We start from the raw sequence: 15,862 nt of genomic DNA, 5'->3' as shown, positions 1-15,862 counted from the left end.
ACAACTTTCCGCCAGCCTGATCGTTTCCCCCCGTCCGTGCCGCGGTGGCCGTCAAGACCCGCGTCGGCAATATCGCCGTCTCTAAGCCGTCTCTAACCGAAAACGTTCCCGTCACGACACGAGCAATTCTCTGTCTCGGCATGAATACGCTTCTGTCACAGCCGGTTCGACTTGCTGTCTGCGCCCTCGAAGTGGCAGGCATGTTCGCCGAAGCGGCATTGGCCACCGATTCAACGGTGCAATGAGTCCCGTCGCGAGCCGATCTGCGGCTCTGCTGCCCGAGCGGGCTAGGCCGGAACGTTGAACACACGGTTGTATGAATCGCGCGTGCTCGTCCGCGCAAAAAATGTCTGTCACCAATAGGTCTGGCGGACCACTAGCTCCGGCCCAGCTATCTCCAGAAGCGGACGATTTGCCAGCTAGAGCAGCGATTTATCGCGCAAGTCCGCTTGTTGGCGAACACCGGTGATGCCGCAGGTTCCATCGATCACACGGCGCAACAACTCAACTCGTCGGCGGTACGAACAGCAACCCAAAAGATTCTGGCGGGCCGGTATCCTGCCCGGCTCCCGAGCTGTAAAACGACGTCGCCGTTCCAGCTTGGTGGGGCGCTACCGCGCCCAGCACGCACCGCGCGGGTGGTCGCCGGGGCCCCTGGCGGCGCACGTTTTGAAGGTGCACAACTTTGCGACGGACGCCGGATATCGACCAACTACGCGCATTGACAATGTCTTTGCTGCAGGTAGAACATTCGCTGCGAGCAACGACCTTTCGCGAACAGCGGCACAAGGAGAATCGATGCGCTACGCCAGGGGGATCGGCCGGATTGGTGCGCTAGCAGTTGTCCTGGGGCTGGGAGTGGCGATAACCATCCCCGCGATTGGTTGCTCCGCACCGGGGGATTCGGGCTCCGCGACCGGAGATCCGTGGGCGAAGCCATTGTCGCCGTCGGCCGAGGCGTTCCCACTGGGCAGCTTGCCGCAGATCGACCCCAACGAACTCTTACAGGCCTTGCTGGACGCTTTGGCCGCGATCCGAAACGGGATCGTTCCCATCGTCTTCAACCGCACTCCCGTCGCGACCCCACAACAGGTCAGCGTTCCCCAGGGCGGCACCACCGGCCCGGTTGCATTCACCGCGTTCGACCCCGACGGCAACAGGATGACGTTCAGAGTGCGTCAGCGTGGTGTGCCTGGCGGACCCCAGCATGGCGTCGTCCAGGTAGACCAGCAAACCGCCAGCTTCACCTACACGCCCGACCCGACTTTTGTCGGAAGCGACACCTTCACCGTGGCAGTCAGCGATGACACCAGCCTTCACGTACACGGCTTGGCGGGCTATCTGGGTCCATTCCATGGGCACGACGACGTCGCCACCGTGACCGTCTTCGTCGGGGCCACCCCGACCACGACAATCAGCGGTGACTTCAGCATGTTGACTTACAACATCGCGGGGCTGCCCTTCCCGCTGTCCAGCGCAATTCTGCCGCGCTTCTTGTACACCAAACAGATTGGGCAGCGGCTCAACAACTACTATGTCGCGAACGTCCAGGAGGACTTCGCGTACCACGATTTCCTCGTCAAGAGATCCCAGATGCCCAGCCAAACACCGCCCGAGCCGCCCACCCTGCTGTGGCCCATTGGGGTGCCCTTCTCCGATGGGCTCAACACTCTCGCGCAGTTCAAGGTGAAGAGGCTTGATCGACAGACGTGGTGGCAATGCTCCGCCGACAACTGCCTCACCGTGAAGGGCTTCACCTACAGCCAGCTGCAAATGCCGGGGGGTGAAACGATCGACCTGTACAACCTGCATACCAACACAGGCGGTGGGAGGTTTACCAATGACAACCTCGCGCAGATCACCAACTACATCCAGCAGAACTCCGCGGGCCGCGCGGTCATCGTCACCGGCGACTTCAACGCCCGGTACTCCGACGACCTGAGCGCTCTCCAAACATTTGCCTCGGACCTTACGCTCACTGACGCTTGGGTGCAGCTGGAGTTCGGCGGCATGACGCCAACCAATGCAATCCCCTGCATGGTCGGGAACAAATGCGAGCTGCTTGACAAGATCTTCTACCGAAGCGGTCAGGGTGTGACACTAAACGCCGTCGCGTACAGCAACGAGGCGCCGAAGTTCTTCAATTCCAAGGGACAGCCGCTGTCGGATCACAGCCCTCCGATGGTCGGCTTCCACTACGACGTCGACAATGTGGGGCTTTGACAGGGAGTGCGCGGTCAGGCGGTGGTGAGGACGCGATCCCACCCTTCGACCGATTCCGGGCGGCGCGGGCCAGGTCCCACATAGATGGCCGACGGCCGGACGAGTTTGCCGAGCCGCTTCTGCTCGAGGATGTGGGCGCACCACCCGGCGGTGCGGCCGCAGGTGAACATCGCCGGCATCATCTTTGCCGGCACCCGGGCGAAGTCGAGGATGACGGCGGCCCAGAACTCCACATTGGTCTCGATCGCGCGGTCGGGACGACGTTCCCGCAGCTCCGCCAAGGCCGCCTGCTCCACCGCCACTGCGACCTCGTAGCGCGGAGCGGCCAACCGCTCGGCGGTCGCCCGCAGCACCCGTGCCCGGGGGTCCTCCGCACGATAGACCCGGTGTCCAAATCCCATCAGTTTCTCGCCGCGATCCAGGATTCCTTTGACCAGGCCGCGGGCGTCGCCAGTCTGCTCAACCTCTTCAAGCATCGGCAGGACGCGGGCCGGAGCCCCACCGTGTAGCGGCCCGCTCATCGCCCCGATCGCCCCGGACAGCGATGCCGCGACGTCGGCGCCGGTGGAGGCGATCACCCGCGCGGTGAACGTCGAGGCATTCATGCCGTGTTCGGCGGCCGACACCCAGTAGGCGTCGATAGCCTCGATATGCCGTGGGTCTGGCTCACCCTGCCAGCGGGTCATGAAACGTGCTGTGACGGTGGGGCATTCATCGATGACTCGTTGCGGGACCGCGGGCTGGTAGATCCCGCGGGCGGATTGCGCGACATAGGACAACGCCATCACCGATGCCCGGGCCAGTTGGTCACGCGCTGCGTCGTCGTCGGTATCGAGCAGTGGTGCGTAGCCCCAGATGGGAGCCAGCATCGCCAAACCGGCCTGGACGTCGACGCGCACATCGCCGGTGTGGATCGGCAGCGGGAATGGCTCAGCGGGCGGCAGCCCGTTACCGAACTTTCCATCGACGAGCAGCGCCCATACGTCGCCGAATGTGACCCGCTGATTCACCAGATCCTCGATGTCGACGCCGCGGTAGCGCAGCGCGCCGCCGTCTTTATCCGGTTCGGCAATTTCGGTGGTAAAGGCCACCACGCCTTCGAGGCCGGCGACAAAATTTTCGGGGACCACAGTCATGGGCAAATTCTCGCACCCCACCTTCGGGGCCACGCTACCGGCCGGTAGCCGCCCCGGTACCGTAGACGCGGTGGCAGGACCAGACGAGATGCGTGCGGCCGGCGGGTTCGTCGAGAACGACGGCAGTCCCGACCTGGACACGGACTGGCTCGCCGATGGTTGGCTTGCGTTGTTCCGCAAGTGGATTGGCGACGCCGAACGCGCTGGACTCGCCGAGCCCAATGCGATGGTGCTGGCTACCGTTGCCGACGGCAGGCCGGTCAGCCGATCGGTGTTATGCAAGGGCGCGGATGAGACCGGGATCACCTTTTTCACCAACTATGACTCGGCCAAGGGTGCCGAGCTAGCGGCGACGCCGTACGCGTCGGCAACGTTTCCCTGGTACCAACTCGGGCGCCAGGTGCATGTCCGCGGCCCGGTGCGCCGGGTAGACCCACAGGTGACCCGGGATTACTGGTCCAAGCGGCCCCGCGGCTCCCAACTGGGTGCGTGGGCATCGCACCAGTCGCGGCCGATCGCGTCGCGTGCGGCGCTGCTTGGTCAGCTCGCGGAGGTGAGTGCACGCTTCGCCGAGACTGAACAGGTGCCGGTGCCCCCCAACTGGGGTGGCTACGTCATTGCGCCTGAGGTGGTGGAGTTCTGGCAGGGCCGGGAAAACCGGCTACACAACCGAATTCGGGTCATCGGCGATCGGATCGAGCGCCTGCAGCCCTGAGGCCGGCCTCGTTCCGACAACGTGGATCGTGGGCGCGATACTGGGCGCGGCCCGGCCGCGCCCTAGTCCCGCTAGTTAGCCGCCTCAACCGTTTTGCGGTACACGAGCCACCGCATCTCGATCGGGCATTCTTCACGCTGCACATCGAACACGTCGAGGCCGGTGCACCAGGCCACCTTCACCGACTTCCATGACGCCACGAACGCGACGGCGATCGGTTCATCGGCATTACCGATGTCGCAGTAACACTCGCGGTTCAGCGAGGGCGAGACCGGTGGGACGAATCAATACCTGGTCGAGAACGAGTAAAGGGGCTCGCGCCCGGGCCGCCAGCGTAACGTGGCTGCGATTTCGGGCTTGGTTTTTCGCAGTGCCGTTACGCTCGCGAGCCGCCCGCGGTTAAGTAGTCGACTACTGATGCTTGCGCCGTCAATTCGGGTGAAGCTCGGTGTGCCAGAGGTTGGCATGCCGCAGGGGTAGGACAGACATGTCGTATGTGAGCGTGGTGCCGGAGCTGGTGACGGCGGCGGCAGCGGATTTGGAGACCATCGGTTCGACGCTCGACGCGGCCCGCATAACGGCGGTCCCAGCGACCCTTGCGGTGGCGCCAGCCGCCGCCGATGAGGTGTCGCTGGCTATCGCGCAGTTGTTCTCGGAGCACGCCCAGGACTACCAGGCGGTGGCTAGGGATGCCGCCGCGTATCAGAATCAGTTTGTCCAGAACTTGCGGGCGGCTCCGGCCGCGTACACCGCCGCCGAGGAGCTGATCGCCTCGTTGGTGCGGGGGTTGGACGCGGAGGTGCGCTATTACGCGACCGCTGGGATCGCCTTGAGTGATATGATAATGCTAACTCCGGTGCAATTACTCGCATTTATTGCGTTCTCGCTTTTTTGGCCATTGTTGCCCCTTTTGCCATTATTGAAATTCTCACAAATATGGACGCTGTTCACCGAGGTGATTAGCAGGCAACCGATCTCCTATCCATACGTAGAAAGTTCCCTCGCACTCGCGATTATTCGAGCGATTATCCCTGGGTTTTCCCCCACTGCGTAGCAGGTACCGGTCGACACTGTCCGGATGAGCGATTTGCGACGATATGCGCCAGCATTCGCAACGTTCGCACGTACGCTGCTGAGGTGCGCTTGTCGTGGCCGCTGGTCGGCCGCTCGGAGGAGATGCGGACGATCGAGGCCGCCATCGCGGCTTCGGATGTTTCGGGGATCGTCGTCTGCGGCGCGGCGGGTGTGGGCAAGAGCCGGATCGCCCGGGAGGCATTGTGGGCCGCCTCTGCACGGGGAGTCGAAGGCCGGTGGGTGGTCGGCACTTCGGCGGGGCGGGCAATTCCGCTGGGCGCTTTCACCGCGTGGGCGCCGCCCGGGGTCACCGACACTCACCAGTTGTTGCACGGAGTTATGGAGTCGCTGACCGCGGCGCCGGCGGGCGTCACCGTGGTGCTGGCGGTCGACGACGCCCACTTGCTCGACGACCTATCGGTATTCGTTCTGCATCAGATCGTGCAGCGAGGCGCAGCGAAAGTGATGCTCACCGTGCGCGACGGCGACCCGCTTCCCGCCGCGGTGCAAGAGATATGGACGGTCGGCTCATTCGACCGGCTTGACTTGCAGCCACTGTCGCTCGACGAAACCATGACGCTGCTGTCGGAAACCTTGGCTGGACCTGTGGACCCGGGTGCCGCTCAGCGACTGTGGAAGCTCACTCGCGGCAACCTTTTGTATCTCCGCAACATCGTCGAACAGGAGGTCGCTGACGCTCGAATCATGCGGCAGGACGGCTACTGGCGCTGGCTCGGCGATCCCGTCATGCCGCCCGGGCTGGTCGAGCTGATCGAATCGCGCATCGGAGCCCTGCCCGCGCCGGTCAGCGATGTGCTCGACGCGGTGGTCGTCGGGGAGCCCATCGAGCTGGCGCACCTGAGGCGCGTCGCTGATCCGGCGGCGATCGAGAAGGCCGACACGCGGGCCCTCATCACGCTCGAGCCGGTAGACGGCGGCGTCCAGGTGCGGTTGGCGCATCCGCTTTACGGCGAGGTTCGCCGACGGCGCGCGGCGCCAACCCGGCTACGACGGTTGCGCGGACTCGTCGCCGCCGAACTCGCCCGAGCCGATGACTGCGACGACATCCAGGTTGTGGTGCGCCGCGCCACCCTGAGCATGGACTCCGATCTCGCACCCGATCCCCATCTACTGGTCAGGGCGGCCCATGGTGCCGTCTGGCTGGCGGAGCTGCCACTAGCCGATCGACTTGCCGAAGCGGCAGTCCGCGCAGGCGCCGGACCCGAGCCGAACTTCATTCGCGCGCACGCGCTTTCGTGGTCAGGCCGGGGCGACGAGGCGGACGCGGTGCTGGCCGAAATTCGCGCCGACCAGTTGACCGACAGCGAGCGCGCCCGACTCGCATTCCTGCGGGCCAGCAACATGCTGTGGGCACTCGGTGAGCCCGCACGCGCGAAAGAGATCATCGACGACGCGGCGCACACCGCAGCACCACAGGCCCGTTGCTATGTCGATGCCTTCCTCACGGTGTACTGGTTCGCGACGGACCAGCCCGCAGCGGCGCTACATGCGTCGAAGAGCCTCACCTTGGCTGAGCTCCCCGCCGTCGTTGGCGCTGAGATCGCCTGGGTCCTGGCCACAATATCCGCGGATGCTGGGCGCGCCGCCGAAGCCGTAGCCGTCGCGGAGGCGGGATACAGCGCTGCGGCACGCTCTTTCGATGCTCCGCACATGAGGTTCAACATCGCGGATTCGCACGTCAGCGCGCTGCTACTGGCCGGCGGCATTGCGGACGCCCTTGACGTGGCCGAGCGGGTGCGTCGCCAGGCGGCCGACATGCCGGGCGCGGCTCAATTGCTCGGCGCTGCCGTGGCGGGTCGGGCCGCCCTCGGCGCCGGACGCCTGCATTCCGCGGGTGCATTGCTTGAACACTCGGCACTTGGACTATCCGCCACGCACGCCTTGGGCTGGGGATACCGCTATCACATCTCGCGCGCGACTGCGCTCGCGATATGCGGTTCCACCGCGGAGGCAGCCGACGCGCTAGCCGCCCTGGACAAGCAGCGACGCCCCTTCCGGTCGCTGGACTATGAGCGCAGCCTGGCCCACGCATGGGTGGCTGCGGGCCAGGGCGCCGTCAGTGAGGCCATCACCATCGTGTTATCGGCTGCCGAAAGGGCGTCAATCAAGGGTCAATTCGCGGCAGAAGTGCTCTGCCTGCAGACCGCCGCGCAGTTCGGTGACCATTCGGGCGCGGTCAGATTGCGTGACCTTGCAGCGATCGTCGAGGGGCCACGTGTCGGCGTCGCGGCACGGTTCTCGGCCGCACTGAGTGACGGCGACGGCACTGAATTAGCAGCGGTATCAGAAGAATTCGAGCGGATGGGGGACCTCGTCGCCGCCATCGATGCGGCCGCCCATGCCGCCCTGGCGTACCGCGGCCGGGACCTGCGGGGATCGGCGTTGGGATGCGCGACGCGCGCTGGCGCGCTGGCCGAACAATGCGGCGGCGCCCGGACTCCGGCGCTTCGTCGGGCCAGCGAACCGTTGCCGTTCACCGATCGCGAACGCGAGATCGTGATGCTGATCGGTGAGGGGCTGTCCAACCGGGCGGTTGCGGAGCGGCTTACGCTTTCCGTACGCACTGTCGAAAGCCACATCTACCGGGCGATGTCGAAGACCGGGACCACCAGCCGCGAGGAACTCGCCGCCCTGGTGCCTCGTCGCGGGGGCACACACGGAGTGACTTAGGCTCTGACAGCCCAGACGGCTCGCGCTTGGCGCCGGCAATGATTTGCGGCATCGGCCGGACAGGTTCGGCATACAGCACCGCAGCAAACTCCTTGCGGTGCAATAACGACCGCCAATCGTTACGGCGGGGGCGCCAGCGACGACACGGGTGAACGCAAAACGTCGATGCCCGGGTGCGGCGATATCGCCACTGCCGATATCGCGGCCACCGAGAGCAACGCGTCATCGCCATCTCGACATGGGGCCAATTGGAACGTAGGAGCGCGGCTAAGTGCGGCTAAGTGGTATCGCGCCGAGAACACGAGCGATTGCAGTGGCGCGCTACTGCAATGGTCCCGTCGAGGACGAGCGACGATTCGGGTAGCGGACTGGACCCGGCGCGGCGGCCGTCGTTCGCCAGGGCACAGGTGGAGGAACGGAGACCGCGGATGGACGTCGGCCAAGGCGCGGCGATCGTGGGCATCGGGTGTCGGTTGCCGGGCGGGGTATTCACGCCCGACCAATTTTGGGACTTTATGTTGCGGCGCGGGAACGGCGTCGTCGAAGTGCCCAGCGAGCGCTGGAATACCGATCTCTTCTATGATCCTGACCCAGCCGCGCCGGGCCGGGCCTACACACGCCATGGCGGATTCGTGACGCTTTCGCCGTGGGATTTCGATGCCGACTTCTTCGGCATCTCCCCTCGGGAAGCCGAGGTGATGGATCCTCAGCAGCGCTGGGTGCTCGAGGTCGCGTGGGAGGCGCTTGACGACGCGGGGCTGGGGGGCAGGGTTTCCGGACGCGACGTCGGCGTCTATGTCGGCGGGTTCATGATCGACAACCAGATCCGCCGCTACCTGCCCTCGGCCCGCCGCGCCATCAGCCACTTCACGGCCACCGGTGCGTCGCAGGCGATGCTGTCCAACCGCCTCTCGCACGCGTTGGATCTGCGCGGCCCGAGCATGACGATCGACACGGCGTGCTCGTCGTCGATGGTGGCGATTCACCTGGCAAGACAGGCTATTTCCCGCGGCGAGTGCGAAACCGCCCTTGCCGGGGGCGTGAACGTCATGATCCATCCCGAGCTCTTCGTATCGATGTGCAAGGGCAAGTTTCTTGCCCGCGACGGGCGAAGCAAATCCTTTGACGCTGCCGCCGACGGGTACGGTCGCGGTGAGGGCGCCGGCATGCTGGTGCTGAAGAGCGTCGACGCGGCGTTGCGCGATCGGGACCGCATCTACGCCGTGATCGCGGGCAGCGGGGTCAATCAGGATGGTCGCACCACAGGGATCACCGTTCCCAACGGGGCCGCGCAACGAGACCTCGCGCGGGCAGTCTGCGCGCAGGCGGACCTCGCGCCCCACCAGATCGGGTATGTAGAAGCGCACGGAACGGGGACGCCCGTCGGAGATCCCATTGAGGTCGTCGCGTTGGCTGAGGCATATGGCCTGGCCGAGTCGCGGAGCGCACCGCTGCTGGTGGGTTCGGTGAAGGCATCGATCGGGCATCTCGAGGCCGCAGCGGGTGTGGCCGGTGTGATCAAGGCCGCGTTGGCGATTCGGCACCGCACCATCCCGCCGCAAGCGTGGCTCGAAAACCTCAACCCCGCGATCCCATTTGGCGAACTCAACGTCGAGGTCGTCACTCAGACGACGCCGTTTCCCAATTCCTCGGGCCGAGCCATTGCCGCAGTCAACGGCTTCGGCTACGGCGGGACCAACGGCCATGTCATCTTGACCGACGCCCCTGACGTGTCGGCGGTCGCCCCGGAACGTCCGTCGATCGCGCTGCTGCCCATCTCGGCCGCCAGCGAAGACGCGGTCCGTGCCGCTGCCGACGCCATGCGGAGCGCCGTGGGCGGCGCGTCGTCGATCGGCGATCTGTGCTCGGCCGCATGGAGCCGGCGGGCGCATCACCAGTTCCGGATCGTGCTGCCCTGCCGCGACAAGCAGGAACTGGTGCAACACCTCGACGAGGTCGCTACGGGCACAACGCCGATCAGCCGCGCCACCGTGCCGACCGGAACGAAGCCGGCATTCGTCTTCAGTGGCATGGGTCCCCAATGGTGGGGTATGGGGCGCGCACTGATCGGCAGGGACGGACCTTTCGCCCGCACAGCGGCGGAGATCGACTCGGTATTCCGCGAGATCGCCGGCTGGTCGATCCTCGACGAACTGTTGAGACCCGAACCTGATTCCCGCATTCAGCACACCGAATACGCTCAGCCGGCCAACTTTCTGCTGCAGGTCGGGCTTGTCGCCGAACTCTCGGCGCTGGGTGTCGAACCCGCTTCGGTTGTCGGGCACAGTGTCGGCGAGGTGAGCGCGGCGTATGTCAGCGGTACGCTGACCCTTCGCGACGCGCTCAGGGTGAGCTATCACCGGTCGCGTCTGCAGGCCACGACGGACGGCACGGGTGAAATGCTGGCCGTCGGCCTATCGGAAAGCGAAGTGGGGCGGCTGCTTTCGGAAGCGGGCGCTGCGGATGTGGTGGTCGCAGCGGTCAATGGCCCGGATTCGGTGACGCTGGCCGGTCCGCGCCCGGCGATCGATGCACTGCACGACGAACTGGAGTCCGCGGGAGTCTTCGTGCGCCGCCTGCAGGTAACGGTGCCCTATCACAGCCCGCTCATGGATCCGATCCTCGACGACTTGGCAACGGCGCTGGCCGATGTCCATTCCGCACAGCCAGAACGGCCACTGTATTCAACGGTGACCGCGCGCCGGGTCACTTCACCGGAATGGGGTGCCGAGTACTGGTGCGCCAACGTGCGCCGACGTGTGCGATTCCGCGACACCGTCGACACCCTGATCGACGACGGCCACCGGGTATTCCTGGAGATCGGGCCGCATCCCGTGCTGTCTGGGAACATTCGGGCAATATTGGCCAACAGGGCGGAATCGGGTGCGGCCATCGCGACACTCAAGCGCGACGAGCCTGACCCCGAACGCCTGCTCGGCGTCATCGGTGAGCTGTACCGCGCCGGCTGCCTAGGCCGAACCGCGCCGGGCCAATCAACGATCGCGCCACACGCGGATCTACCTCGTTATCCCTGGCAACACAAGACGCTGCTCGCCGAGGCTCCTCACGCGGTGCTGGAACGCAACGGTGGTGTCTACGACCGTCCGTTGCTCGGTACTAGATCCGTCCGGCACCCGATGGCGTGGTCGACCGAACTGTCGGTCACGCGGCTGCCCTGGCTGCCGGACCACGTCGTCGACGGGATGGTGGTCGTGCCCGGCGCGGCGTACCTCGACGCTTTCTTGAGCGCGGCCGCCGAGTGCACCGAACATCCAAGCGTCACAGTTGAATCCGTGCGATTCCTCGCCCCACTGGTCATCGACGAGCACGCGGTACCAGCCGTCTCGGTTGCCGCGGAACCCGCCACCATGCGACTGACTTTCGCATCCCACGACGACACCGACAACCGGATTGTCCACTGCACAGGACGAATCGTCGATGCGGCGGTCGAAGCACCGCAGGCTGTGGTGCCGCGCATCGACGGCGCGGCCCTGAGTCATGCCGAGTTCTACGAGTTGCTGGAAAGTCGGGGTCTTCAATACGGTCCGGCGTTCCGGCGGGTGGTCGATGCCTGGGTGGGCGCCGATGTGGTCGTTACGACGATCGAATCGGGACCGGCCGACACGATGCACCTCGTGCACCCGGTCGTCATCGATGCCGCGTTGCAGGGCGCTGCCGTATTCGACGATCTGCCACCTGGAACGATGGTGCCGGTCGCCGTCGGGACGGTGCGCCGGTACGGCCCGACGCCGATGGCTGCGACAGCTGTGATCACTCGCCGCGGCGGACCCGACATAATGGCCGACATCGCAGTGTGCGGCCCCGACGGCACACTATTCCTGGAGTTGCTCGGCGTACGCTTCGGCGAACTGATTCCTGCCCCGTCACCGCTGGCCCAATTAGAAACACTGTTTTACGAAATCGACTGGCGACCCGTTGATTTATCCGGCTCTCCCGGCCGTGTCGATCGGCCGGTCATCAGCATCAGCCTCGGAAGCAACGCGGCTGAACCGTTGTATGGCATCATGTTTCCGACAAGCGACGACAACACGACTTCGAGGACACGTTCAAAACCATTGCGGCGATTGATTCGTCGCCATGACACGGCCGCCGATGTCCCCATTCGTCCCACGCGGGTGGCACAAACCATCCGACGGCTGGGCGGAGCCGACGTGACCGCTGTCGTGATCGCCGGCACCGACGACCAGGTCACGCTGATCGCCGAACTAGTCGAGGTGGCACGGCAATTCGATACGGTGATCGATTCCGGGTCAGACCTGCGGATCGATGCGATCCTGTTGACGAAGGGTGCCTTCCGGCTGCCCGGGGACCGCCACGAGCCCAATGTGCTGCACGCCGCGCTGGTCGGAGCGCGGCGAGTGATGCAGAACGAACAACTCTCGGTGCGCTGGCGCCACATCGATCTGCAGCCCGGGGATGACCACAGCGGCTTGACCCCGGCAATGCTGACCGAGATCCGGCACGGCGAACAGCTTGTCGACGAGATTGCGCTCCGCGACGGGTATGCGCTCGCGCCCTATTGTCGCCGCGACCTTGCCGATCGGGTCGCGCCGTACACGGAGGCAATCCCGCAGATCGATCCCCAAGCGTCGTTCGTCCTGGAGCCGCCGGCCACGCGTCTCCTCGACGATCTCGCGCTGCGCGCCGTGCGGCGAATTGACCCGGGCCCCGGGCAAATCGAGGTACGCATCGATGCGATCGGGCTGAACTACAAGGACTCGATGAAGCTGCTCGGGGTGCTCACGCCCCAGGATCTGCGCGGGGCGTTCTACGGGACCACCGTGGGTATGGAAGGGGTGGGCACCGTCACTCGCGCAGGTCGCGGAAGCCGCTTCGACATTGGTGCTGCCGTATTGGTGTCGGTTCCGGACATGTTCAGCCGGTACCTCACCGTCCATCCGGCCGATGGTCTGGTCGCACCTCTTACCCGTGGCGTGACACCTGATCTCGCGGGGAGTTTCATTCCATTCTTGGCCGCCCACTACGGCCTGCTGCACGCGGCGAGGTTGGGCAGGGGCGAGACGATCCTGGTGCACGGCGCGGCCGGCGGCACCGGATTGGCAGCGGTCCAGGTCGCCCGTCGGCTCGGTGCCCGCGTCATCGGCAGTGCCGGCAGCGAGGAACGACGGGCCTTCGCGCGCGCCGCGGGCGCGCATCACACCGTGAACTCCCGCACGGCCAACTTCGTCGACGACGTCATGCGGCTCACCGACGGTCGCGGCGCGGATGTCGTCTACACCTCGCTACCCGGCGAAGCGCTCCGGCAAAACCTCAAGGCCGCAGCGGAATTCGGCCGCGTCGTCGATATCGGTAAGGCCGACATCTACCGCAACGGGGTGATCGAGCTCGGGCCCTTCGACCGCAACCTGCAATACTTCGCCGTCGACGTCGACCGGCTGTTCACCTACCGGCGCGCCTTTGCCGACGAGATCGCCGCCGAGGTTGCGGCGCGGCTCAACGACGGAACCTACACCCCCCTGCCCGCGGTGACATATGACGCCGGCCAGCTTCCGGATGCGTTCGGCATCGTCGCCCGCGGCACCCAGCAGGGCCGCGTAGTGGTCACGCTGGGTGGCAACCCGCCGGTGCGGCCCGAGATCCCCACATTTGCGGTCCGCGCCGATGGCACCTACCTGGTTACCGGCGCCTTCGGCGCGGTCGGCGTGGCAATCGTCGATTGGCTGGTTGCACAGGGAGCGCGACACCTGATCCTCGTCAGTAGAAGCGGCCCCGGTGCGGGCCGCGCCACGCGGCGGCTCGAGGCGTGGCGCGCCTCGAGCGCCGACATCCGGCTGGAAGCCGTCGACGTCGGCGACGCACTCGCTGTGTCCCGCTTAATCGCCAGGGCCACCGAGCAGCTGCCTCCGCTACGCGGTGTATTCCACGCCGCCGGGGTGTCGGAGGACAGCGCATACGAAAGGATCACCCCGCAAACCCTGCGGCGAGTGATCGGCGCCAAGCTCGACGGTGCATGGAACCTGCACCATGCGACGGAATCGGCGGGAATTGACCTGGATGCATTCGTGCTGTTCTCGTCGATGTCGGCGGTGATCGGCATCCCGCTGCAGGTGGCCTATGCCGCGGCAAACGCCGGCTTGGACGCGTTGGCTCACCTGCGCCACGCGCAGGGCAAGGCCGGGCTGTCGGTGAACTGGGGAACGCTGCGCGGTGGTGGCATGGCCGACAACTCACCCGAGGTGCGCCGCTACACACACTTCCTCGGGTACCGCGACATTTTGGTGGGCCACGTCCCCGCGCTGCTGGCAACGCTGCTGGGCGTTGCCGGAGATTTGCCCAATGTCGTTGTCGCAGGCTTGGATTGGCGGAAGATGCTATCGGCCCAGCCGGCATCGAAGTCTTCCACCCGGTTCGCCGACTTCGCCGCGGCCCTGGGCGACGGTGCTGGCTCCCTGAGCTTCCGTGCCGAATTGCTGGCTCTGCCGGCCGACCAGCGACTCGAAGTGCTCACGTTGATGCTGGCCGAACACCTCGCAGCCGTTCTCGGTGTCTCCGCCGACACCATCGACCACCACACGCCCCTCCCGGAGTTCGGGCTGGATTCGTTGTCGTCGGTCGAGCTTTCCTCACGTGTGGCGGCCGCGCTCGACATTCGAATACCGGCAGTGGATTTCGGACGGCTTCCCGGATTGTCCGCCATCGCGAAGCAGGCCCTGGCCGTAGCTGAGGTGTCGTGAACTCTGAAACAGATGTCCGGGACCTGGCCCGCGACCTGATGAACCGACACCGCCCGGGAAGGACGTCGAATCAGCCACCTGCGCGACGGCGTCGGGGCCTCGAGAGTCATCCGCTGATCGAGCAAGCGCGGAGCGCCCGGCAGACGCTCGCGGAGCTCACCGCTCGCGGCGTTGCCAACCCCTTCTTCGTTCCGCACGACGGCGTCAGTGGACCGACGATCGACATGCTCGGCCGGCAGTTGATCAATTTCTCGACCGCCAACTACCTTGGGCTTGGCTATCACCCGCAGGTTGTGGCGGCGGCCAAGGAAGCAATCGACCAGTACGGAATGTCGGTGTCGGCGGGCCGCGCGGTATCCGGGGAGATACCGCTGTATTCCGACCTGGAGCAGCGGCTCGCCGGCGCCTACGGCGTCGACGACGCGGTCATCACCACAAGCGGATACCTCGCCAACGCGGCGATGATCGCGTTCCTGCTGACCTCAACCGACCTTGCCGTGTGCGACGCACTGGTGCATTCCAGCGTTGTCGCGGGCACCCAATGGGCGCAGTGCCGACGAGTGATGTTCCGCCACAACGATCCGGAGTCTTTGGCCGCCATACTCCGCCGGATGCGTGGCTCCGCGGAGCGGGCCATGGTCATAGTCGAGGGGGCATACAGCATGGACGGTGACATCGTGGCACTGCCCGAGGTGCTGTGTGTCGCGCGCGAATTCGACTGTCTGGTCATGGTGGACGAGGCGCATTCCTTCGGCACCGTGGGGGAGCACGGCTGGGGTGTACGCGAGCGTTACGGGCTGCCCGGCGATGCGGTCGATGTCTGGATGGGCACTCTATCGAAGTCGCTGGCCAGCTGCGGTGGATTCCTGGCCGGCAACGGCGAACTCATGTGGGCCATCCGACTGCTGGGTCCGGGCCTGGGCCTCTTTATCGCACCCCCGACACCGGCGCAGGTCGCGGCGTCGATCGCGGCCTTCGACGTGTTGCGTGCCGAGCCGCAACGGGTCGACAGGTTGCGCGTCAACGCCGCTCACGCACTGGCGGTCGCGCACGAGGCCGGCTGGGACACCGGCGCAAGCGCCGGCACGCCGATCGTGCCGCTGATCATCGGCGACACGATCGCAACCATCGAACTGTCAACCTGGTTGTGGCAGAACGGAGTCAACGCGTCACCAATTCCCCAGGCAGCTGTGGGCGACGGGCAGGACCGAATCCGGTTGTTCTTGTCGTCGGACCATACCCCGGACCAGATTGCGCGACTGGGGTCGCTGCTGGGGCAGTACCGGGCCGCCAGCTGAGGAGCGTCG

The 15,862-nt window shown here is 65.7% G+C and carries 9 protein-coding genes; 7 read left to right on the top strand and 2 right to left on the bottom strand.

Features of this window, described 5'->3' with window-relative positions; translation table 11 throughout:
• Positions 1–44: 44 nt before the first annotated feature.
• Both AADZ78_RS22595 and AADZ78_RS22590 read left to right on the top strand, forming a co-directional pair.
• Positions 45–245: a hypothetical protein gene (locus tag AADZ78_RS22595; protein ID WP_085249032.1), complete on the top strand. Its 201-nt coding sequence runs from the start codon at positions 45–47 to the stop codon at positions 243–245.
• Positions 246–798: 553 nt separating this feature from the next.
• Positions 799–2,223, top strand: a complete 1,425-nt coding sequence (locus tag AADZ78_RS22590) for an Ig-like domain-containing protein (RefSeq protein WP_085249031.1) — start codon at positions 799–801, stop codon at positions 2,221–2,223.
• 14 nt (positions 2,224–2,237) lie between these two features.
• Here the strand turns inward: AADZ78_RS22590 and AADZ78_RS22585 are convergent, their stop codons facing one another.
• Positions 2,238–3,359, bottom strand: a complete 1,122-nt coding sequence (locus tag AADZ78_RS22585) for a citrate synthase 2 (RefSeq protein ID WP_085249030.1) — start codon at positions 3,357–3,359, stop codon at positions 2,238–2,240.
• 88 nt (positions 3,360–3,447) lie between these two features.
• Between AADZ78_RS22585 and pdxH the strand changes: the two genes are divergently transcribed.
• On the top strand, positions 3,448–4,074 hold the full coding sequence (gene pdxH, locus AADZ78_RS22580) for a pyridoxamine 5'-phosphate oxidase (protein ID WP_085249049.1): 627 nt from the start codon (positions 3,448–3,450) through the stop codon (positions 4,072–4,074).
• Positions 4,075–4,145: 71 nt separating this feature from the next.
• Here pdxH and AADZ78_RS22575 read toward each other — a convergent pair whose 3' ends face one another.
• Positions 4,146–4,274: a hypothetical protein gene (locus AADZ78_RS22575; RefSeq protein ID WP_264033329.1), complete on the bottom strand. Its 129-nt coding sequence runs from the start codon at positions 4,272–4,274 to the stop codon at positions 4,146–4,148.
• A gap of 287 nt (positions 4,275–4,561) precedes the next feature.
• Between AADZ78_RS22575 and AADZ78_RS22570 the strand changes: the two genes are divergently transcribed.
• The 4 genes from AADZ78_RS22570 to AADZ78_RS22555 all read left to right on the top strand — a co-directional run bounded on the left by AADZ78_RS22570 (position 4,562) and on the right by AADZ78_RS22555 (position 15,853).
• The gene (locus AADZ78_RS22570; RefSeq protein ID WP_085249029.1) at positions 4,562–5,128 is read left to right on the top strand and encodes a PE family protein; all 567 of its coding nucleotides are present in this window, start codon (positions 4,562–4,564) and stop codon (positions 5,126–5,128) included.
• 83 nt (positions 5,129–5,211) lie between these two features.
• Positions 5,212–7,839, top strand: coding sequence for a helix-turn-helix transcriptional regulator (locus tag AADZ78_RS22565; RefSeq protein WP_085249028.1), 2,628 nt, complete (start codon positions 5,212–5,214; stop codon positions 7,837–7,839).
• 428 nt (positions 7,840–8,267) lie between these two features.
• Positions 8,268–14,555, top strand: coding sequence for a type I polyketide synthase (locus tag AADZ78_RS22560; protein WP_169726227.1), 6,288 nt, complete (start codon positions 8,268–8,270; stop codon positions 14,553–14,555).
• Positions 14,552–15,853, top strand: a complete 1,302-nt coding sequence (locus AADZ78_RS22555; protein ID WP_085249026.1) for an aminotransferase class I/II-fold pyridoxal phosphate-dependent enzyme — start codon at positions 14,552–14,554, stop codon at positions 15,851–15,853. The genes AADZ78_RS22560 and AADZ78_RS22555 overlap by 4 nt, the downstream gene beginning before the upstream one ends.
• The last annotated feature ends 9 nt before the right edge of the window (positions 15,854–15,862 follow it).

This window comes from Mycobacterium riyadhense (genome assembly GCF_963853645.1).
GTDB lineage: Bacteria > Actinomycetota > Actinomycetes > Mycobacteriales > Mycobacteriaceae > Mycobacterium > Mycobacterium riyadhense.
Note: the sequence above shows the minus strand (reverse complement) of the source record. Positions and strands in the feature narration are given on the sequence as shown.

Coding starts and splice junctions, on each gene's coding strand:
- AADZ78_RS22570 (WP_085249029.1), top strand. CDS start 4,562: ATGTCGTATGTGAGCGTGGTGCCGGAGCTGGTGACGGCGGCGGCAGCG.
- pdxH (WP_085249049.1), top strand. CDS start 3,448: ATGCGTGCGGCCGGCGGGTTCGTCGAGAACGACGGCAGTCCCGACCTG.
- AADZ78_RS22590 (WP_085249031.1), top strand. CDS start 799: ATGCGCTACGCCAGGGGGATCGGCCGGATTGGTGCGCTAGCAGTTGTC.
- AADZ78_RS22560 (WP_169726227.1), top strand. CDS start 8,268: ATGGACGTCGGCCAAGGCGCGGCGATCGTGGGCATCGGGTGTCGGTTG.
- AADZ78_RS22585 (WP_085249030.1), bottom strand. CDS start 3,359: ATGACTGTGGTCCCCGAAAATTTTGTCGCCGGCCTCGAAGGCGTGGTG.